Origin of the sequence: Solwaraspora sp. WMMD406, from assembly GCF_029626025.1 — a bacterium.
Lineage (GTDB): Bacteria > Actinomycetota > Actinomycetes > Mycobacteriales > Micromonosporaceae > Micromonospora_E.
In genome coordinates, this window is the sequence record NZ_JARUBF010000001.1 from 6,794,801 (window position 1) to 6,813,274 (window position 18,474).

Consider the following 18,474-nt stretch of genomic DNA (forward strand, 5'->3'; position numbering starts at 1 on the left):
CCGGCGATCCTGCCGTCAGGCGGACATCCACCCCACCAGCGCGCGAAGGGGGACACACAATGACCCACCTGACCGACACCACGAGCCGGGCCGGCACCACCACCGTGCACGACGGTGCCGCCCACTCCACCGACCCCCACGATCCGTTTCCGGTGCAGGGCGTCGACCACCTGACCTTCCTGGTCGGCAACGCCAAACAGGCGGCGCACTACTACTCGACCGCCTTCGGCATGACCTGTGTGGCGTACCGGGGTCCGGAGCAGGGTTTCCGCGACCACGCCGAGTACGTGTTGACCAGCGGCGCGGCCCGGTTCGTGCTGCGCGGCCCGGTGCGCCCCGACGCGCCCGGCGCCGACCACCTGGCCCGGCACAGCGACGGGGTGGTGGACATCGCGCTGGCCGTACCGGACGTGGACGCCGCGTACGCACACGCCATCACGCAGGGCGCGACCGGGCTGGTCGCCCCGGCCGAGCGGACCGACGACGGCGGAACGGTACGTACGGCGGCCATCGCCGCCTACGGCGACACCCGGCACACCCTGGTCGACCGGTCCCGCTACACCGGTCCGTTCCTGCCGGGCTTCGTGGCCCGTACCCCGATCGTCGACCGGCAGCCGATGATCGCCGCCGGTGCGCAGCCGAAGCGGTTCTTCCAAGCCGTCGACCACGTGGTCGGCAACGTCGAACTCGGCCGGATGGACGAATGGGTGGAGTTCTATCGACGGGTCATGGGCTTCACCAACATGGCCGAGTTCATCGGCGACGACATCGCCACCGACTACTCCGCGCTGATGAGCAAGGTGGTCGCCAACGGCAGCCGAAAGGTGAAGTTCCCGCTCAACGAACCGGCGGTCGCCCGACGCCGATCACAGATCGACGAATACCTGGAGTTCTACGGTGGGCCCGGGGTGCAGCACATCGCGCTGGCCACCAACGACATCATCGCGTCGGTCGACGCGATGCGCGCCGCCGGTGTCGAATTCCTGGACACCCCGGATTCGTACTACGACGACCCGGTGCTGCGGGCCAGGATCGGTGAGGTACGGGCACCGATCGAGCAGCTGAAGGCCCGCCGCATCCTGGTCGACCGGGACGAGGACGGTTACCTGCTGCAGATCTTCACCAAGCCGGTCCAGGACCGGCCGACGGTGTTCTTCGAACTCATCGAGCGGCACGGCTCACTCGGCTTCGGCAAGGGCAACTTCAAGGCACTGTTCGAGGCGATCGAGCGGGAGCAGGCCAGCCGGGGCAACCTCTGAGCACCCGCAACGTCCGTACGGGCTGCGAAGCGGACCGGGCCGGTCGTTAAGGTGCCATGGTGAGCTTGCACAACGCACCGCCGCGATCGGCCGGTCGTCCCGTGGGGTCCGTCCGGTGAGTGCGATCCCCCCGGGCTGGTACAAGGACCCCGCCGAACCCACGACTCAGCGGTACTGGGACGGTGGCGGGTGGATCGGTGCCGCGCTCCCGGCGGACGCCACCCCGCCGGACGGACCGCCACCGGTGGAAGAGCCGGCCGCGCAGTCGGCCACCCAGCCAGCCGGGCAGTCGGCCGGGCAGTCGGCCGGGCCCGGAACGGAACCGCCGGGCAACCCGCCGCCGATCCCGTCGGGTGCACCTGGTCATCCTGCTCCGCCGGCCGGACATCCGACGCCGGCCGACTACCCGCCACCGGCCGGATACCCGGCAGCACCGGGGTATCCACCGCCGGGGTATCCGCCAGCGGGCTACCCACCGCCGGGGTATCCGCCGCCGGGCTACCCACCGCCGCCGCCCGGATGGCCGGCGTACCAGTTGCCGCCGCCGGAGCCCCGCCCACACGGCATGGCGTTGGCGCCGCTCGGGGCACGGTTCGTGGCGCGGCTGATCGACATCGGTGCCGTGCTGCTGCTCAACATCTTCATCAACGGCTGGTTCGTCTGGCAGTACGTGGTGGAGACCTGGCCGACGTTCGCCGAGATCTGGCGACGGTCGCTGGCCGGGGACCGCTCCGCCGAGGGCGTCCCGCAGGTCACCGAGCGGGCCTCCGGACTGCAGATGGTGATCATCCTGCTCGCGGCGGCGATCTGGTGGGCGTACGAGGTGCCGGCGACCGCCAACACCGGCCAGACCCTCGGCAAACGGCTGACCCGGCTCAAAGTGGTGCCGGTGGAGCCGGACGGGCAGCTCGGCTTCGCCCGGTCGTTCCGCCGCTGGAACACCCTCGGCCTGCCGACCCTGCTCTGGATCTGCTGTATCGGGTTCGTCTTCCAACTGATCGACTGCATCTATCTGCTCTTCGACCGGCCGCTGCGGCAGGCCCTGCACGACAAGTCCGCGCAGACCGTCGTGGTGCGGCTACCGGCGCCCGCGCCGACCACGCGCCGCGGTCAAGGCGATACCGGATCCTCCGGTCAAGACGACACGACTCCCGGCACCCCTGGCGGGGACCGCTCCACCACCCCTGGTAGCTCCGCATGACAGGAGGCTCCCCGATGCCCCCATCGCTCGGTCTGACCCGTGCCGACCTCGACGCCCTGCCCAGTTACGTACCCGGGCGCAGCCCGGTCGATCTGGCCCGCGACCTCGGTTTGCCGGAAGCGATCAAACTGGCCAGCAACGAGGTCCCGTACGGCCCGTTGCCGGGCGTGGTCGAGGCGGTGACCGAGGCCGCCGCGTCGACGCACCGCTACCCGGACATGGGGGTGCTGGCGCTGCGCGCCGAGCTGGCCGAGCGACTCGGGGTGGCCGCCGAGCGGATCGTCACCGGCTGCGGTTCGGTGGCGCTGTGCGAGCATCTGGTTCGCGCGACCTGCCTGCCCGGTGACGAGATCGTCTACTCGTGGCGGTCGTTCGAGGCGTACCCGATCATCGCCGCGACCACGGCGGCGAGCAGCCGGCGGGTGTCGAACACCGCGACGCACGGCCACGACCTGCCGGCGATGGCGGCGGCGGTCACCGAGCAGACCCGGTTGGTGCTGGTCTGCAACCCCAACAATCCGACCGGGACGAGCGTACGGCGGGCCGAGCTGGACCGGTTCCTCGACGCGGTGCCGGACGACGTGCTGGTGGTGCTGGACGAGGCGTACCGGGAGTTCGTCACCGACGCCGAGGTGCCCGACGGGCTGGCCGCCTACGGTGACCGGCCGAACGTGGTGGTGCTGCGGACGCTGTCCAAGGCGTGGGGGCTGGCCGGCCTGCGGGTCGGCTACCTGGTCGCGCATCCGGAGGTCGCGGCGGCGGTCCGCAAGGTGGCCACCCCGTTCGGCACGAGCGCGTTGGCGCAGGCGGCGGCGCTGGCCGCGCTCGGTCAGGCCGACGAGGTACGCCGCCGCTGTGATCTGGTGATCGCCGAGCGGACGCGGGTCACCGAGGCACTGCGCAAGCTGGTGCCGGACGTGCCGGAGAGTCAGGCCAACTTCGTCTGGTTGCCGTTGGGTGAGCGGGCGGCGGCGTTCGGCGCGGCCTGCGAGGCGCGCGGGGTGATCGTGCGGCCGTTCCCCGGTGACGGGGTCCGGGTCACCATTGGTACGCCGGCCGAGAACGACGCGTTCCTGGCGGCTGCCGAGACGGCGCTCTGACCTGCGGCGAATAACCCCCACTAGTTTACTTCAGCCACGAAAACGGTCATCCTGCTCGTATAGTGACTTACGTGCGTATCACTGTGATACTGCTCGGCGTGACACTGGTCGCGGCCGGCCTGAGCCACCGGCCGGCCGACGCGGTTGCCACCGCGTACCCGGCCAGCCGGCCGGCTGCCGCGCCAGCGTTCCTCGGGATGTTGCAACAGACCGGCCTCAACATCACCGTGCCGGGCACCCGCAGCTATGGCGCGGCGCCGGTCGGTGCTTCGATCAGCGGTCCGCTCGGGCCGGTCACGGTCAGGGATTTCCGGGGTCCGGTCAACCCCAACTCGTGGGTCGTCACCGTGACGTCGACGGCCTACACCACCGGGGCGGCCGGGCCGAGTCAGACCATCGCGAACAGTCGGGTCTCCTACTGGTCGGGGCCGGCGACTCGCTCGACCGGCGGCGGGACGCTCGTGCCCGGACAGCCGACGAGTGCCCAGGCCGTGGTGCTGAGCGCGCCCCGGATCGCGTTCCGCAAGACGACCGGAAACGGCAACAACAGGGTGACCTGGAATCCGACGGTCATCATCGCGGTGCCCACCGGGGTCACCGGTGGTACCTACACCGGACGGATCACCCACTCCGTCGCATGAGTTGGCCGTTTTAATCCGCTTATGTGGTTTAGCAGCTAGATTGTGGTGCATGCGGAAGATGATTCTCCTGGTCACCGCTGCGGTGACCGCGGTTGCTGTGGCAACGCCAGCGGCCGCCCAGCCATCCGGTGACACTCTCGTCACGTTCACTGTGTCCACATCGGACCTGACCATCCAGGTGCCGGCAGCGGTCAACCTGGGTTCCGCGTTCCCCGGCCAGACCCTGACCGGTCAACTCGGCAACGTGACGGTCAACGACCAGCGGGCGGCGCTGACCGCCACCTGGGTCGCCTCGGTGGTCTCCACCGCATTCACCACCGGCTCCGGCGGACCCGAAGAGACCATCCAACCGAACGTGGTCGACTACTGGTCCGGCCCGGCCGTTTCCACCACAGGTACGGGCACCTTCGTACCCGGCCAGCCGACCGCCGCCGACGCGGTGTCGCTCAGCATGCCTCGAACCGCGTTCTCGAAAACCGCTGGATCGGGCAACAACAGCGCCACCTGGAATCCCACGCTGGAGATCGCCATCCCGGGCGACTCGGTGGCCGGCCTCTACCAGGGCACGGTGACCCACTCCGTTGCGTAGCCGACTCGCCGCGCTCACCGTGCTCGCCCTGGTGCCACTGCTGGTCGGCACCGGTGCGGCCGCGCATGCGAAGCCGCACCAGGACGCCGATCCGACCGGCGTCGGCGTCCGACTGCTCGACGCGCCGCTGGAACGGCGTGACGACTACCGGGCGCACATCTACATCGTCGACCATCTCAAGCCCGGCGACGTCATCGAGCGGCGGATCGAGGTCACCAACTACTCGGCCAGCGCCCGGGAAATCGCCCTGTATCCGGGGGCGGCGGTCGTCGACAAGGACGGCTTCCTCTTCGGCGACGGCCGCGCCGACAACGAACTCACCGAGTGGATCACGCTCGACGAGACCGAGGTACGCCTGGACGCGGAACACCGCGCCCGGGTGCTCGCCCGGATCACCGTCCCGGACGACGCCACCAGCGGCGAGCACTACGGGGTGATCTGGGCCGAAGCCGGCGACCGACGCGACCCGAACGCCAACGTCCACAACGTCGCGCGCAGCGGAGTCCGGGTCTACCTGTCGATCGGAGCCGGTGGCGAACCGCCGTCGGACTTCACGCTCGGCGACCTGACCGCCCAGCGGACCTCCGACGGTCAACCGGTGATCAGCGTACGGGTCCGCAACACCGGACAGCGGGCGCTCGACCTGCGCGGCGAGCTGAAACTGACCGACGGACCGGGTGAGCTGTCCGCCGGCCCGTTCCCGGTCGAGATCGCCACCCTGGGCATCGGTGACGACCGGGTGATCGAGCTGCCGCTGGAAGCGGTCGTGCCGGACGGCCGCTGGACCGCGAAGCTGACCCTGACCAGCGGAAAGGTGCACCGGGAAACCACCGCGACGGTCGCGTTCGGCTCGGCGCTGGTGGAGTCGTCCGCCGCTATGAGTCCGACGGCTGTACTGGGGATCAGCGGGCTGGTCGCGCTGCTCGCCGTCGGCGCGCTCGGCGTCGTCGCCTATCGTCGCCGGGACCGGTTCAGCTGACCGACCGTTCCATTCGGGCCGGAGCCGCGCCGGGTCAGCTGACCTCCGGCCCGTCAGGTGGCTGCGACAAGCACCGTCTCCTGTAGCCGGTAGTAGCGGCCGTCGTCGGCGTCCGGGTCGACCGGCAGCCGGAGCCGTTCGACCACCACGAACCCGTCCTGTACGTACACGTAGCCGGGGGCCCAGTCGGTCATCCGCTCACTCGGCATGATCATGACGAACCGGGACAACTCAGCTCCACTGACCGCGTCGAAGGTGATCAACTCCCGGGACGCGGTCAGCACGTGAGCGCGACCCGGCTGCACCGCCAGCAGCCGATCACCGCCGTCCGCCGGGGCGGCTGCGTCCGTACCGGCCGGGTCGCCGACGGCCGGATCGTCGACGGTGCCGTCAGCGACGTCGTCGGCCGCACCGTCGGCCGACGGGTCCGGCTGCGGCAGCGGCCTGCGCCACGCCGTCGCACCGGTCCGGACCTCCTGGGCCACCACCTCGCCGGTCACCTGGTCGAGTCGGATCGCCATCCCGTCGACCAGCAGCGCGTCGACGGAGTCGAGCGAGGCGGCCGACACCGGATCCGGTCCGTCGAGCAGCCAGCCCCGCGACTGCCCCGCCCCGGTGGTACGCAACGCACCGCACTCGGAACGGCCCGCCGAACAGCCGAGTGGTTCCACCGCCAGACCGGGACCCGCTCCCTCCGGCTGCCAGGTCTGGGCCAGCTCCCCGGTCGCCAGGTCGTAGAACTCCACGGTCGGCGGGGCGGCACAGCTGTTGACCAGGGCGAGCTGCCCGCCGGTGGTGGTGAAGCCGGCGTCCCGGCAGGCGTCGCCCTGACCGGGCAGCGCGGTCCGCCACAACTGCCGACCGGTCGCCACATCGACGCCGTACACCTCGGAGTCACCGCGCGCCACCACCAGCGACCGCCCATCGGCGGCGCTGGTCGCCGTGTGCAGGCCCGCCGGGGCGTAGACGGTCTGCGCCCCGGTACGCCGACCGGCGTACCCGGTGTCCGCCGGTGCCGGGCCGGCGGTCCGCCAGGCCACCTCACCGCTGACCGCGTCGACGGCCACCAGTTCACCGTCGGACCAGCGGCTGACCACAGTGGTGCCGGTCGCCACCACGCCGACCAGCTGTTCGGGCCATCGGCGGAACGACCAGGCCGGGGTGACCTGGGTCCGCATGTCGATCGGCCCGTCGGCGCGGACCTGACGAGTGGTGGCGTACACCCGCAGGCGGCCGTCGACCAGCAGCGGCGCGGCGGAGAGCCGGGCCACCGGACCGGGCTGGGCGGTCGGCGGGGACGGCTGGTAGCCGGACGGGGTGACCACTTCGGCGGGCGCGAGGACCCGATAGGCGATGACGGCGGCGGCGCTCAGCAGCACGAGTCCGGCCAGCACACCGGCGGTGACGAGCTGCCAGCGTGGCCGGGCCCGCCAGCCGGCGCGGTCTGTGCTGTTCGCGCGGTCCGTGCTGCTCGCTGGCTCCGCCATCGGTGCACCTCCTCCCGCACCCTACCGAACCAGACAGGGAAAACGTCGGTCGGCGCTCGGCGGGCGGACGGTCAGCGCTCGGCAGGTCGGCGCTCGGCAGGTCAGCGGTCCGCCATCCACTTCTCCCACGCCGGTCCGTACGCGGCGACGAGCGCGGCCGAGTCGTCGCCGTAGAAGAACATGTCGACGACCGCGCCCCGGCTGGCACCGAAGTCGGCGGCGATGACGCTGGCGACTCCGCCGGCCGGTTCGTCGACCAGCAGCGTCAGGCCGGTGTCGGCGACGGCGGACACCTGCCCGGCCAGCGGGGGCGCGACCCCGTCACCGACCCGGACCCGGTCGCCGACGGCTGCCCCGGCCAGCCCGAGGTCGGTGGTCAGCGTCGCCCAGACGTCGGACAGCGACCGGTCCGAATGCGCCCAGGCGCGCAGCGAAGCGCTCGGCCGGCCGGCGAAGTGGGCCGTGTAGAGGGCCAGCACCCGCAGCGCCTGGGTCCAGCCGGCGGCGGTCGACTCGGCCTGACGTCGTCCGTCCGGGCCGGTGCCGAAGCCGGACGAGACGATCCGGACCAGGCTGGTCGCCCCGGACACCGCCTCGATCAGGAACTCGGTGGTCGAGGTGATCGGCTCGGCACCTTCGCTCGGTGCCCATTCCTCGACGTACGCGAATCGGTGTGGCGCCTCGGCGGCGACGATCGTGCCGTCGGAGACCTCGTCGTCGCCGGGGCCGAACCGGTGCCGGACGGTGCCCGCGTCGATGTCGACCTCGGCGGGCATGAACCAGGCGGAGATGCCGGCGCCGCTGGTCAGCAGCGGCCACAGCTCCTCCGGTGTGCCGGTGACCTCGGCGGACGCCTCGACAGGGTCGGTCATGGCTGCTCCCTCGGGTGGGTGGTCACGGTCAGGCGGTAGTCGTCGCCGACGGTGTCGGCCGACTGGTGGTGCCGACGGATCACGGCGGCGACGGCGGCGGTGAGGTCGTCGGCGAACGCGGCGCGGGCCTGCGGGGACGCCGCCAGGCGCACCTCGCTGTCCAGCGAGAAGGTGACGACCCGTGCTCCGCTGGCTTCGGCGCGACGCAGCAGCCGGGTCAGTTCGCGGATGGTACGGGCGGCGAGCGCGATCAGGTAGCGGGCGGATCCCCGGTCGGCGGTACGGGCGGGGTCGCCGGCCGCGTCGCCGAGCGCGGCCGGCGACACCAGGTACGCTGCGGCGCTGGCGACCAGCAGCCGCTCGGTGAGTCCGCCGTGCCGGCGTTCGCCGGCGGGCTGGACCAGGCCGTGGTGTTCGAGTGCCCGCAGGTGGTAGTTGGCCCGTTGCCGGGTCAGGCCGGTGCGCCCGGCCAGTTCGGTGGCGCTGGCCGGCTCGGCGAGCGCGGCCAGCAGCCGCGACCGGGTCGGTTCCAGCGCGGCGACCGCCACCTGCGGATCCTCGATGACTTCGATCTCCTGCACGCCGCCAGCCTGCCCCTGACAGAGGTTGCTGTCAAGACAAGATCTCCTGTCAAGCTCGAACGAGCGCTCCGACAGGCTCGGCAACCACCGCTGGTCGCAGATGGATCACGGGCCGAGCAGGGCCAGCGGGACGACGGCGATCCCGTCCGCACGCCGATACGCCACTGGACCGGTAGTGACGACCGCCGCGTCCAGCAGGTCCTCACCCATCTGGTCCCGAAGCCATCGCAGGTGCGCGACGTCGTCGTCACCGACGATGGGTGCAAGCTTCACTTCCAGCGCGACGACCCGCTGATCGGCGCGCTGCACGATCAGGTCGACCTCGTGGCGGCCGTTCCAGGTCCGCAGATGGTGGATCGAGGACTCGGCCGCCTGTGCGTAGACGCGGACACACAATGTCACCAGGGATTCGAAAAGCGCGCCCAGCAACGGGCCCATCCGGGGAGTGACCCCCGCAGGGACGGACTCGTTGAGCAACGCCTCCCGACTGGCACCGAGTAGCCGAGCGGCAAGCGCCGGATCGGCCAAGTGGTGTTTGACGGCGCTGCCGAGCCGGGTGAAGGTGCTCCGGCTCGGCGACCAGCCCGGCACCGGATCCAACAGCCACAGCTGGGAAAGCACGTCACGATAGGCGGTGGTAGTGGTCTTGGCGGGCTTGTTGCTCTCGCCCGGCGTCGCCGCGTCGAGGATCGCCGTGTATGAACTGGTGGTCGCGGTGGCGCTCGCGTACGCCGCCAGCCACCCGCGCAGCGTCTCGGGCCGGCGTACCAGATGTCCCTGCTCTGGAAAGTCACGCTCCACGATCCGGGCCAGGTAGCCGTCGAGTTGCGCGCGGCGCGCTCTCGACGGCAACTGTCGGATGGCGGGAAACCCTGACCGGACGATCTCCTCGGCGTAGTCGGCGAGGCTGGCCGGTGATTCGCCGGCGACCTCCGGCCGGCGACCGGACAGCAGGTCACGCAGGCTGACCGTGGGTTCGGCGACCGCCCGCTCGACAAGGGTCATCGGTCGCATCCGCAGTTGCACGATCCGTCCCGCTCCGGAATGGGTAGGTGCCGAGGTCGGGGTGGCGCTGCCGGTCAGCAGGAACCTTCCCGGCGACGGATCCCGGTCGACGCTGCGTCGCACCAGGTCCCAGACCGTCGGCTCGCGCTGCCACTCGTCGATGAGGACCGGCCCCTGGACACGGTCGATGCGCGCCGGGTCAGCACGTAGCAACTCTCGCTGTACGGGGTCGTCCAACGCGACGAGGGTTGCCGCCCGACGCTGCCCCGTCGCTGTCTTGCCCACCCCCTTCGGCCCCTCGATGCTGATGGCGGGTAGGCCCGGCAGCAGCTCGTCCAACTCCTGGTCAACGACCCTTGTCTGATAGGCACTCACCAGCCAAAACTACCTTTCACACATGTTTTACGCTACTTCTCACACGCGTTTCACACTACCTTTCACACATCTCCTGGACTGCTTTTCCGCCAGGCCTCCGCATTCGGTCAGGGGGCGCTCAGGGCCCAAGCCGGCGGCAGCCGGGCGCCCCGGAACGCCAGATAGCCGCCCGCGACGACACCGACCAGCAGCTCGCCGCCCAGCCCGGCGAGGGTCGCCCCGGCGGCACCCGCCCGCGGCGGGGAGATCACCGTGGCCAGCGAGCCGCGCCGGGACGCGCACCACACCGTACGCGTACCGGCCCGGGCACCAGTCAGCCGGCGACGTCGAGGCGGGTCAACTGCTCCTCGGTGAGGGTGAGGGCGAGTCCGTCGAACGCGGCGTCCAACTGGTACGGCTTGCTGCCGCCGAGAATGGGTCGGATGCCCTGCGCCACCAGCCACGCCAGCACCACCTGCCCGCGCGTCGCGCCGGTCTGCTTGACCACGTCGTCGAGCGCGTCCAGCCGGCGGGTGCTGCCCGGATGGTCGTAGACCTGCGGGATCGACTTGGCCGGGTTGTCGTACGCCCCGGACAGCAGCGGCGTGTAGGCCCACACCTCCATCCGGTACGCCTGCGCGATGTCCCACTGTTCGTCGCTGAGCAGCCCGAACGGGTGCTCCACCCCGTCGGGCCGGGTGCCGGGGCGGGCCCGCAGATAGGTGGCGTTGAGTTGCAGGGCGTCGATCGGCCGGGTACCGGTGGCGGCGGCGCGGGCCCGGGCCCGCTCGACCCGCCAGGCGGGGTGGTTGGAGGCACCGACCCGGCGTACGGCACCGGAAGCGGTGAGCTCGCCGACCGCGTCGACGGTCTCCTCGATCGGGACGGCGCGATCCTCCTGGTGCAGCCAGAGCAGGTCGACGTGGTCGACGCCGAGCCGGTCGAGGCTGCCGGCGAAGGCGTCGCGGATGGCGTACCGGCTCAGGCCGGCGCGGTGGCGCGGCCACGAGCCGGCCCACAGCGGCTCGGCGCCAACTTTGGTGGCGAGCCGGACCCGGTCGCGGACGCCGGGCCGGGCGGCGAGCCAGCGTCCGATGATCCGCTCGCTGTCGCCGCCCCGGCCGTCGGCGCTGGCCCAGAACGCGTAGCAGTCGGCGGTGTCGATCCATTCGCCGCCGCGTTCGACGAACCGGTCGAGCAGCGCGAACGACGTCTCCTCGTCGACCGTGGTGCCGAACATCATCGTGCCCAGCACCAGCGGCGACGCCGGCGCGGGCGGTGCCGGTGCAGCCGATGCGGCGGCGGAGACAGAGTGGTCCGTGGTGTTCTCGTCGGTCATGCCACCACTTTTCAACTTCGAGTGCACTCGAAGTCAACCGGTATCGTCGCCGGCATGACGGCCTACTCTCCGGCGCAGGCGGCGGCCCGGTCCGGCTTCACCCTGCACACCTTGCGCTACTACGAGCGAGAAGGGATCCTGCCGCCGGTGGCGCGCGACTCGGTCGGACGGCGGGTCTACAGCGACGACGACCTGGCCACCCTGGGCTTTCTGCGCTGCCTGCGCGACACCGGCATGCCGATCGAACTGCTCCGCCGCTACGGCGAGCTGTGCCAGGACCCGGGCACCGTCCCGGAGCGGATCGCGCTGCTGCGCGAACACGCCGCCGCCGTCGAGGCGCAGATCGCCCAGCTGCAGCGTTGGCGGGTCCGGATCGGTGACAAGCTCGCCTGGTACGCCGACCAGGCCGACGGTACGTCGGCGGCCGAGGAGTAGCCACAGATCGCCGAGGAGTAGCGGCAGAACTACAAGTTCGGGCTGCTGGAGGACTTCGACCACCTGTACCGCTACTCCAACTTGTACGAGCTGACCCAGGGCAAGAAGGCGCAGGCGATCGTCGACTACCTGACCGAGGTCATGCCGGGGCGGCCGACGGCACACCACCACCGCCACCCCGCGGACAACATTCGCAAGCACTACGACAAGCACACTGTCGATCCGCTGTCGCGGATGCACGCGATCACGATCACGGCCGCCGAGCAGCAGACGATGACCTACTACATGAACGTGGGGCCGGAGTTCGTCGAGCCGATCGCCCGCAGTCTCTATCTGGAGATCGCGATGGTCGAGGAAGAACACGTCACACAGTACGAGTCGATGATCGACCCGGCGGAAAGCTGGCTGGAGCAGCTCGTCCACCACGAGTACAACGAGTGCTACCTGTACTGGTCGTTCGCGCAGGACGAGGACGACCGCCGGATCAAGCAGCTCTGGGAACTCAATCTGGCGATGGAGATCGAGCAGCTGAAGGTGGCGGCCGACCTGCTGCGCCGCTACGACGGCCGGGAGCCGGAGCAGATCCTGCCGGCCGAGATGCCACAGCCGACAAAGTTCCAGCCGAACAAGGAGTTCATCCGCGAGGTCATCGCCGAACAGGTGGACGTCACCACCTTCGGCACCGGCTTCGTCGCCGAGTGGCCGGACCGCTACATCAAGCACATGGCGACGGTCAACGCCGGCGGCGCGCCGAGCGAGCAGGTCATCGAGGAGAACGCGCTGCGCAACGGCAGGGAGTACCGCAACATGACCGAGGGCCCGTACCCAGTCGAGCGGTACGCCCACGAAAAGGTCCGAGAGGAGGTCGCGCGATGACGCGCAGCGCTGTCCGCGCCGAGACGGGTGCCACCATCAAGCCCGGCCCGATGGTGACGGCGGTGCCGGAGCGGGCCGTGGACGACGACCAGCTCGCCGCCTTCGCCGCCGGCAGTGGCCTGAACGGAGCATTCCTGGCCGATCAGCTCTCGGCGTGGATGACCCACGACCTGATGGGGGTCTGCCTGTTCAGCATGCTGGCCCGGCGCACCCCGAATCCGATCCTGGCCGGCCTGTACGACCGGCTGAAGTCGTCGGCCACCGAGCAGGCACGGACGTGGGAAGAGCTGGTCGGCAACCTGGGCGGCAATCCCCGGTACGTCAGCCCGACGGCCCGGATGACCGGCGGGATGGACGAGAAGATCACCGGGTCGTTCCTGCTCAACGGCTCCGGCGACGAGCTGACCTTCGAAACGGCCGGTCTGAACGCCGCCTTCGCCGCCCTCTCGCTCGATCTGCTCAACGCCTGCGCGCTGGCGAACTGCGCGGAGAAAGCCAACGACGGCCAGGCCAAGCAGGTCATGCGGGCGGCGGCCGAGCGACTCACCGGTACGGCACAGAAGGGCCTGTCCGAGGTGGAAAAGGCGTTGAGCGCCAGCATGTTCCTGCAGGTCAGCAGCAGTTCGACACAGAAGATGATGCAGGGCGTGGACAAGGCCGCCAACAAGATCAGGAACGTACTGCGGTCGTAGTCTCCACCCGGCTCACCGTCCCAGGTGGATGAAGCCTGCCCACGCGGCCAGGTCGGCGGCCACCGAGCAGGTCACCGCCGCTGATCCGCTGGTGACGAGGCCTTGCTTCGCAGCCCGCAGTGCCCGCCGATCGCCGCTGCAGGACGCCCACATGTGCCCCATCAGCGGAGCGAACCGGCCCACCAGGTCGAGCGTGTCCGGGCCCGCGTACGGGTCGTTGACGGCGCGGACCAGCGGCTCCATCGCCTGCTGTGTCGCGGTCGGCTGCTGCACCGACCTCACGTGCTGCACGAGCGCCCCGATCGTGTCCAATACGCTGCCCAGCTCCGATGGTGGATAGGGCATCCGGCGGGCGACGTCCAGTAGCCGGGTCACCCGGTCCAGATCGATTGTGTCCGGATCGATCCGCCCACCGTAGAACTCGGTGACGGCCAGGACGCCTGCGGCGAGGCTGCGCAGATCGGTGTTGACATCGACCGCCCGTTCCCAGGACGGCCGGGCTTCGGCGATCCACCGCACCAGCCGGGGACCGCTGAACTCCGCCAGGTCCGGTGCGGTGTGCCGCACCGCGTCGTCGAGCAGGGCGATGGCGGCGTCCAGGTCGGCGGGCCGCTGTCCGGCGTCGTACACGGTGTGCCGGGCCAGCCCGTGCAGCAGCCGAACGTAGTGTCCGAGCTCAGCGTCCGCCGTGTCGGCGGCGAGTGCCCACAGCGTCGCGGCGACGCGTTCGGCCTCCGTCAGCAGCTCCGCAGACGGGTCAGGGCGCAGTGCCCGCAGCAGCCGGAGTCGGTGCCAGTGCACCTCGGCGAGGGTGCCCACGACGAGGCCGTAGTCGGGTTCGCCGACGCTCAGCCGCGAGGGCAGGGCGTCGAGCAGCTTGATCGCCCGGTCGTAGTCGCCCGGATCCCGTCGGCGCTCGCCACGGTAGCCGTACAGGATCGCGAGGTCGTAGCGCCACTTCCCGGCGGCGGGATGGTCCGGGGCGCGCTCCCAGCGCGGGTTCGAGTTCCGCGGGGCGCGGCAGCGTGCTGCGGCGGGGAACCATGTTCTCGTCGGGGCTGATCCCGTAGGGGGATCATGATCCCGCTACGGGATCAGCCCCGAACGCACTACAGGTCCGCTGGGCCGGTTCCGGCAGGCGGGGAGCCGCGCGGCGGACGCCGACCTTTGCCGTACACCTGCGTTATCCACAGGCTGTGGACAACCGTTGTCCGTGCCGACCCCGTGCGGCAATGTTCCGGTCGTGTGGGCGGCGTGAGATGACGGCCGTCGAAGAGGCGGCGGACGACTCCGGGATGACCCCCGAGCCCGGCAGGCAGGCAGACCCGCAGGCCGGTAGCCGATGGCCAGAATTCTGACCAGTTGCTAACCCAGCTGCCATGGAGACCATTCCGATCACCGAGGCCAAGGCCCGGATCGCCGAACTCGCCGATCGGGTTGCTCGGGAACACGACCACTTCACGATCACCCGCAACGGCCGCGCGGACGTCATGTTGATCTCGGTAGCCGAGTACGAATCGATGCGGGAAACGCTGGACCTGCTCTCCGACAGTGAAGCCCTGGCGGATCTGCGCCAGTCCCGGGAGGACTTCGCCTCGGGTGACACGTTCTCGATGGACGAGGTCCTCGGCGAGTTGGAGCGACGTCGCGACCGGGCAGCCTGATGCCTCAGCGGAGCGAACAGGGCCACGGCGTCGGCGAAGCACCCAGCCCGTACACCGTGATGTTCTCCCGCCAGGCCCGCCGCAACCTGCACGAGGACCTGCCATTGGAAGTGGCGATCGCGGCAACGGAGACCATCGCTCGGGCGATCGCGGTCAACCCCTACCGGCCCGGCAAACCGCTCGACGAGCCCTTCGACGGCTTCCACTCTGCCCGGCGCGGCACATACCGGATCATCTACCGGGTCAACGAGGCCAAGCGGGTTGTCGAGATCCAGTCGATCCGTCACCGACGCGACGCCTACCGATCATAGGAGCGCCTGCCTCGCGAGCATCGCGACAATTCTCCTTGGCGCTGTTGTTGCCGAGCTTGGCGGTCGGCGTACGACGGCTGCACGACACCGACCGGTCCGGCTGGTGGCTGCTGATCGCGCTGATCCCGATCGTCGGAGCGATCGTCCTGCTGGTGTTCTTCGTGCTGGATGGCACGCACGGCCCGAACCGCTTCGGCCCCGACCCGAAGGACGTCGCCGGATTCGGGGCGGCCGTCTGACGCCCGACAGCTACGACGATGTGAGGCTGAGATACCTATCCCGTACGCCGATAGGTATCTCAGCCTCACATCGGTGCCGTCAGCGCGGGTGCCGGGGTGGTCAGCCGCCGAGGGTGCCGGTCTTGGTCGCGGCGACGAAGGCGGACCAGCTCGCCGGGGCGATCATCAGCACCGGCCCGGCCAGGTCCTTGGAGTCCCGCACCCCAACGACACCAGCCAGCTGATCAGCCACCTCGACACACTGTCCCTGGTCGTTGGAACGGCTGCTCTTGCGCCACGTGACGTTGGACAGGTTGGTCATGACTCGTACTCCTTTGCGGTCCGGATGAGGAGATCACGCGACGCGGCCTGGTCCAGCGCCACTGTCGAAAGGCCATCGAAGGCAATCGTATAGCGCTCGGCCTCATCCGGACGGTCCAAGTAGAGGGCACCTGTGAGCCCTTCGACGTAGATCGTGGTCGGCTCAACCTCACCGGGGAAGGCCATGATCGTGAAGTCCTTGGCGAGGGTGCCGCCATGGACTCCTGCGGCGAACGGGATCACCCGGATCGAGACGTTCGGCAGCTCACCAGCCTCGACCAGCCGGCGAAGCTGGGCAGACATCACCGTCCCCGAGCCGACCGGGCGGCGGATCACCGCCTCATCCAACACGATGTCGAACTGGGGCAAATGCGGCTCGATCCGGGTGAGTAGCTGTGCGCGCTGCAGCCGCACCGCCACCCGCCGCTCGATGGTCTCGGGCGAGAGGTTGAGCGGGCTGGCCGTGAACACTGCGGTTGCGTACTCCCGGGTTTGCAGCACCCCCGAGACGAGGTTGGTGTGGTACTCGCGGAGGTGGGAGGCGGCTTCTTCGAGGCCGATGAACAGCTCGAACCAGGACGGGATGCTGGCGTAGTCGTGCCACCAGCCCTTCTCCCTGGTCTTCGGGGCGAGGGCGGCCAGCGCCTCGGTCATCTTCAGGTCCGCGCCGTACAGCTCGCAGAGCAACACCACGTCCTCGGTACGGACCGGGACCTCGCCCTGCTCCATCCGCCACAGCTTGCTGTTGGACCAGGTGAGCACCCGCGCCGCCTCGATCTGCGCCATCCGCGCCCGCTCCTCGCGCAGCCGACGCAGCTCCCGACCGAGCTGCCGCCGAGGCACCGAAGAGTTCAACAAGGTCGCGGCCATCTGCCACCTCCCGAGACGTCGTTTGCCAATCGAGCCCATGCCGTACCTCGGTAAGAGCTGTTGATCGACGGACGCCACGATCATACGGTCGAATCGAATCCCTGGTGACATCCCCGACAGGAATTGCGGAGTCGCCGGTCGACCGACAGACTCGTATTCGTTCGGGAAACGCGAACGAAGCGCCGCAAAGCCGGCGCGTCTTCCACTTCATGAATACGGCGTCACCGTTCGGTGGGCGGCAAACCACCCGAACGGTCAACATCGTTTCACCCCGATCAGGCGTGGCGGCCGAGGCGACTCTCCCGGCCCGCCCGGCCGCCACGCCGCCCTATATCCCCAGCTCAGCGATGCTATGCGGAGGTCGAGAAATGTCGCCTATCGAGTTCTGGCTCGCCATGGCCGGCGCTGCCTTGATCGGGTTCCTCGCCGGGCTGCTGAGTTTCAAGGTCAAGAGTCGCTGGTGCCCGGAGTGCGGGGCGATGACCTATCCCCGGCTGCCACCGGGTCCCGAACGAGGCTCCTCATCGCAAATCTGAACGCAATTCCATGTCGAGCAGCACCATCAACTTGTGAGGGATCATGCCGTACCGAAATGACGAGCCGGACCGGTTCTCCCGCCCGCCGCTGCCGTCCCACTTGATCAACCAGTTGCCGACGCCCGGCCGACCGCCGCTACCGCAACGCCAACCCGGCGAGACCGACGTCGACGCCGACCCGCGCTTTAATCTGATCGCCGCGCGGGGCGTCGCACCGGCACCCCGCAGCGGCGACGACGCGCCACCAGCGGGCGACCACGTCGCCGACATGGTCCAGCTCGCCCGGCAGACCGCCGAGCGGCACATGCCCGACCGGTTGGGCGGCTGCCGGCACTGTCACCGTACGTACTGCGAAATGTTCCTCGACGCCCTCGCCGTGCTCGACCGCCGCGACCAGCGCGCGGCCCGCCGCATCCGGGTCGTCCTGCAGTACGCCGGCCTCACCCCACCGGCCCCGCCGCAGGACTGACGGTGTCTTCGACGATCCGGCCGTCCCGGATCCGGACGACGCGATCACACCGCGCGGCGAGGCTTGGATCGTGCGTCGCGATCATCAGCGAGGCTCCGAGCCGGTCCCGCACGCCGAACAACAGCTCGATGATGTCGTTGCCGGTCTGGCTGTCCAGGTTGCCGGTCGGTTCGTCGGCCAACACCAGCATCGGGTCGTTGATCAAAGCACGGGCGATGGCGACCCGCTGCTGCTGCCCGCCGGACAGCTTCGACGGCAACGAGTCGGCGCGATCAGCCAGTCCTACTGCGTCGAGCAGCTGCCGGGCCTTGGCCCGCTTGTCGAACCCGACCTTGTACGGCAGCAGCGGCGCGATGACGTTGTCGGTGGCGGTCAGGGTCGGCAGGAGGTGGAACCGCTGGAACACGAAGCCCACCCGACGTCGGTATTCGGCCAGGCGACGCCCCTTGAGCCCGGTGATCCGCTCACCCGCGACCTCGATCGTCCCCGCGTCAGGGGTGTCGAGCGCCCCGACCAGGTGCAGCAGGGTGGACTTGCCGGATCCGGACGGCCCGGTCACGGCGACTATCTCGCCCCGGCTCATCTTGAAATCGACGCCGTCGCAGGCGTGGATCGGCTCGCTGGCCTCCGTACGGTAGCTCTTGGACAGGTCGACGACCCGCACCATCGGTTGCC

The 18,474-nt window shown here is 70.0% G+C and carries 24 protein-coding genes; 14 read left to right on the plus strand and 10 right to left on the minus strand.

The features are described 5' to 3' along the window. Positions 1 to 59 precede the first annotated feature (59 nt). From hppD to O7632_RS30520, 6 genes are all read left to right on the plus strand, one after another. Positions 60 to 1,259 carry a 4-hydroxyphenylpyruvate dioxygenase gene (gene hppD, locus O7632_RS30495; RefSeq protein ID WP_278119345.1) on the plus strand — a complete coding sequence of 400 codons (1,200 nt, stop codon included), beginning with the start codon at positions 60 to 62 and terminating at the stop codon, positions 1,257 to 1,259. 115 nt (positions 1,260 to 1,374) lie between these two features. Further along, positions 1,375 to 2,460 (plus strand): RDD family protein, encoded by a 1,086-nt coding sequence (locus O7632_RS30500; protein WP_278119347.1) that lies wholly within the window; start codon positions 1,375 to 1,377, stop codon positions 2,458 to 2,460. A 14-nt stretch (positions 2,461 to 2,474) separates the two neighbouring features. Next, the gene (gene hisC, locus O7632_RS30505; protein ID WP_278119349.1) at positions 2,475 to 3,560 is read left to right on the plus strand and encodes a histidinol-phosphate transaminase; all 1,086 of its coding nucleotides are present in this window, start codon (positions 2,475 to 2,477) and stop codon (positions 3,558 to 3,560) included. A gap of 71 nt (positions 3,561 to 3,631) precedes the next feature. Further along, a complete protein-coding gene (locus O7632_RS30510) occupies positions 3,632 to 4,201 on the plus strand; it encodes a hypothetical protein (protein WP_278119351.1) in 570 nt (189 codons plus the stop codon). A gap of 49 nt (positions 4,202 to 4,250) precedes the next feature. Then, a complete protein-coding gene (locus tag O7632_RS30515; RefSeq protein WP_278119353.1) occupies positions 4,251 to 4,790 on the plus strand; it encodes a hypothetical protein in 540 nt (179 codons plus the stop codon). Further along, positions 4,783 to 5,769, plus strand: a complete 987-nt coding sequence (locus tag O7632_RS30520) for a hypothetical protein (protein WP_278119354.1) — start codon at positions 4,783 to 4,785, stop codon at positions 5,767 to 5,769. The genes O7632_RS30515 and O7632_RS30520 overlap by 8 nt, the downstream gene beginning before the upstream one ends. A 53-nt stretch (positions 5,770 to 5,822) precedes the next feature. Here the strand turns inward: O7632_RS30520 and O7632_RS30525 are convergent, their stop codons facing one another. The 6 genes from O7632_RS30525 to O7632_RS30550 form a co-directional block, all read right to left on the minus strand. After that, complete coding sequence (locus O7632_RS30525) at positions 5,823 to 7,256, minus strand: PQQ-binding-like beta-propeller repeat protein (RefSeq protein WP_278119356.1); 1,434 nt, start codon at positions 7,254 to 7,256, stop codon at positions 5,823 to 5,825. 101 nt (positions 7,257 to 7,357) lie between these two features. Beyond that, positions 7,358 to 8,128, minus strand: coding sequence for an SRPBCC domain-containing protein (locus O7632_RS30530; protein WP_278119358.1), 771 nt, complete (start codon positions 8,126 to 8,128; stop codon positions 7,358 to 7,360). Beyond that, positions 8,125 to 8,709: a winged helix-turn-helix domain-containing protein gene (locus O7632_RS30535; protein WP_278119359.1), complete on the minus strand. Its 585-nt coding sequence runs from the start codon at positions 8,707 to 8,709 to the stop codon at positions 8,125 to 8,127. The genes O7632_RS30530 and O7632_RS30535 overlap by 4 nt, the downstream gene beginning before the upstream one ends. A 105-nt stretch (positions 8,710 to 8,814) precedes the next feature. Beyond that, positions 8,815 to 10,089 carry a DUF4143 domain-containing protein gene (locus O7632_RS30540; protein ID WP_278119360.1) on the minus strand — a complete coding sequence of 425 codons (1,275 nt, stop codon included), beginning with the start codon at positions 10,087 to 10,089 and terminating at the stop codon, positions 8,815 to 8,817. Between the two features lie 107 nt (positions 10,090 to 10,196). Beyond that, complete coding sequence (locus O7632_RS30545; protein ID WP_278119361.1) at positions 10,197 to 10,340, minus strand: hypothetical protein; 144 nt, start codon at positions 10,338 to 10,340, stop codon at positions 10,197 to 10,199. A 62-nt stretch (positions 10,341 to 10,402) separates the two neighbouring features. Then, on the minus strand, positions 10,403 to 11,407 hold the full coding sequence (locus tag O7632_RS30550) for an aldo/keto reductase (protein ID WP_278119362.1): 1,005 nt from the start codon (positions 11,405 to 11,407) through the stop codon (positions 10,403 to 10,405). A gap of 54 nt (positions 11,408 to 11,461) precedes the next feature. Between O7632_RS30550 and O7632_RS30555 the strand changes: the two genes are divergently transcribed. The 3 genes from O7632_RS30555 (at position 11,462) to O7632_RS30565 (ending at position 13,410) form a co-directional block, all read left to right on the plus strand. Further along, positions 11,462 to 11,842 carry a MerR family transcriptional regulator gene (locus O7632_RS30555; RefSeq protein WP_278119364.1) on the plus strand — a complete coding sequence of 127 codons (381 nt, stop codon included), beginning with the start codon at positions 11,462 to 11,464 and terminating at the stop codon, positions 11,840 to 11,842. An 81-nt stretch (positions 11,843 to 11,923) separates the two neighbouring features. Next, on the plus strand, positions 11,924 to 12,718 hold the full coding sequence (locus O7632_RS30560; protein WP_278119366.1) for a hypothetical protein: 795 nt from the start codon (positions 11,924 to 11,926) through the stop codon (positions 12,716 to 12,718). Then, complete coding sequence (locus tag O7632_RS30565) at positions 12,715 to 13,410, plus strand: hypothetical protein (RefSeq protein WP_278119368.1); 696 nt, start codon at positions 12,715 to 12,717, stop codon at positions 13,408 to 13,410. Before O7632_RS30560 ends, O7632_RS30565 begins: the two co-directional genes overlap by 4 nt. 12 nt (positions 13,411 to 13,422) lie before the next feature. Here O7632_RS30565 and O7632_RS30570 read toward each other — a convergent pair whose 3' ends face one another. Next, entirely contained in the window at positions 13,423 to 14,229 is an 807-nt protein-coding gene (locus tag O7632_RS30570; RefSeq protein ID WP_278119370.1) for a hypothetical protein, read from the minus strand. 560 nt (positions 14,230 to 14,789) lie between these two features. On the opposite strand from O7632_RS30570, the gene O7632_RS30575 reads away from it, so the two are divergent. Genes O7632_RS30575 through O7632_RS30585 form a run of 3 tightly spaced genes read left to right on the plus strand, consistent with a single transcriptional unit; the run spans position 14,790 to position 15,624 of the window. Next, entirely contained in the window at positions 14,790 to 15,074 is a 285-nt protein-coding gene (locus O7632_RS30575) for a type II toxin-antitoxin system Phd/YefM family antitoxin (RefSeq protein WP_278119372.1), read from the plus strand. After that, positions 15,074 to 15,385 (plus strand): type II toxin-antitoxin system RelE/ParE family toxin, encoded by a 312-nt coding sequence (locus O7632_RS30580; protein WP_278119374.1) that lies wholly within the window; start codon positions 15,074 to 15,076, stop codon positions 15,383 to 15,385. The genes O7632_RS30575 and O7632_RS30580 overlap by 1 nt, the downstream gene beginning before the upstream one ends. Further along, entirely contained in the window at positions 15,379 to 15,624 is a 246-nt protein-coding gene (locus tag O7632_RS30585; protein ID WP_278120529.1) for a DUF805 domain-containing protein, read from the plus strand. Before O7632_RS30580 ends, O7632_RS30585 begins: the two co-directional genes overlap by 7 nt. Before the next feature lie 100 nt (positions 15,625 to 15,724). On the opposite strand, the gene O7632_RS30590 is transcribed toward O7632_RS30585, so the two are convergent. Continuing rightward, a complete protein-coding gene (locus O7632_RS30590; RefSeq protein WP_278119376.1) occupies positions 15,725 to 15,925 on the minus strand; it encodes a DUF397 domain-containing protein in 201 nt (66 codons plus the stop codon). Beyond that, positions 15,922 to 16,794, minus strand: coding sequence for a helix-turn-helix transcriptional regulator (locus O7632_RS30595; RefSeq protein ID WP_278119378.1), 873 nt, complete (start codon positions 16,792 to 16,794; stop codon positions 15,922 to 15,924). Before O7632_RS30595 ends, O7632_RS30590 begins: the two co-directional genes overlap by 4 nt. A gap of 368 nt (positions 16,795 to 17,162) precedes the next feature. Between O7632_RS30595 and O7632_RS30600 the strand changes: the two genes are divergently transcribed. Continuing rightward, entirely contained in the window at positions 17,163 to 17,330 is a 168-nt protein-coding gene (locus O7632_RS30600) for a hypothetical protein (protein ID WP_278119380.1), read from the plus strand. 43 nt (positions 17,331 to 17,373) lie between these two features. Next, positions 17,374 to 17,799 (plus strand): hypothetical protein, encoded by a 426-nt coding sequence (locus O7632_RS30605; RefSeq protein ID WP_278119382.1) that lies wholly within the window; start codon positions 17,374 to 17,376, stop codon positions 17,797 to 17,799. On the opposite strand, the gene O7632_RS30610 is transcribed toward O7632_RS30605, so the two are convergent. Further along, on the minus strand, positions 17,771 to 18,466 hold the full coding sequence (locus O7632_RS30610) for an ABC transporter ATP-binding protein (RefSeq protein WP_278120531.1): 696 nt from the start codon (positions 18,464 to 18,466) through the stop codon (positions 17,771 to 17,773). The genes O7632_RS30605 and O7632_RS30610 overlap by 29 nt on opposite strands. Positions 18,467 to 18,474: the final 8 nt, after the last annotated feature.

Excerpts from the sequence above, each read along its gene's own strand:
- hppD (WP_278119345.1), top strand. The coding sequence starts at position 60 with ATGACCCACCTGACCGACACCACGAGCCGGGCCGGCACCACCACCGTG.
- hisC (WP_278119349.1), top strand. The coding sequence starts at position 2,475 with ATGCCCCCATCGCTCGGTCTGACCCGTGCCGACCTCGACGCCCTGCCC.
- O7632_RS30515 (WP_278119353.1), top strand. The coding sequence starts at position 4,251 with ATGCGGAAGATGATTCTCCTGGTCACCGCTGCGGTGACCGCGGTTGCT.
- O7632_RS30525 (WP_278119356.1), bottom strand. The coding sequence starts at position 7,256 with ATGGCGGAGCCAGCGAGCAGCACGGACCGCGCGAACAGCACAGACCGC.
- O7632_RS30530 (WP_278119358.1), bottom strand. The coding sequence starts at position 8,128 with ATGACCGACCCTGTCGAGGCGTCCGCCGAGGTCACCGGCACACCGGAG.
- O7632_RS30550 (WP_278119362.1), bottom strand. The coding sequence starts at position 11,407 with ATGACCGACGAGAACACCACGGACCACTCTGTCTCCGCCGCCGCATCG.
- O7632_RS30555 (WP_278119364.1), top strand. The coding sequence starts at position 11,462 with ATGACGGCCTACTCTCCGGCGCAGGCGGCGGCCCGGTCCGGCTTCACC.
- O7632_RS30565 (WP_278119368.1), top strand. The coding sequence starts at position 12,715 with ATGACGCGCAGCGCTGTCCGCGCCGAGACGGGTGCCACCATCAAGCCC.
- O7632_RS30575 (WP_278119372.1), top strand. The coding sequence starts at position 14,790 with ATGGAGACCATTCCGATCACCGAGGCCAAGGCCCGGATCGCCGAACTC.
- O7632_RS30580 (WP_278119374.1), top strand. The coding sequence starts at position 15,074 with ATGCCTCAGCGGAGCGAACAGGGCCACGGCGTCGGCGAAGCACCCAGC.
- O7632_RS30590 (WP_278119376.1), bottom strand. The coding sequence starts at position 15,925 with ATGACCAACCTGTCCAACGTCACGTGGCGCAAGAGCAGCCGTTCCAAC.
- O7632_RS30595 (WP_278119378.1), bottom strand. The coding sequence starts at position 16,794 with ATGGCCGCGACCTTGTTGAACTCTTCGGTGCCTCGGCGGCAGCTCGGT.
- O7632_RS30600 (WP_278119380.1), top strand. The coding sequence starts at position 17,163 with ATGTCGCCTATCGAGTTCTGGCTCGCCATGGCCGGCGCTGCCTTGATC.
- O7632_RS30605 (WP_278119382.1), top strand. The coding sequence starts at position 17,374 with ATGCCGTACCGAAATGACGAGCCGGACCGGTTCTCCCGCCCGCCGCTG.
- O7632_RS30610 (WP_278120531.1), bottom strand. The coding sequence starts at position 18,466 with ATGGTGCGGGTCGTCGACCTGTCCAAGAGCTACCGTACGGAGGCCAGC.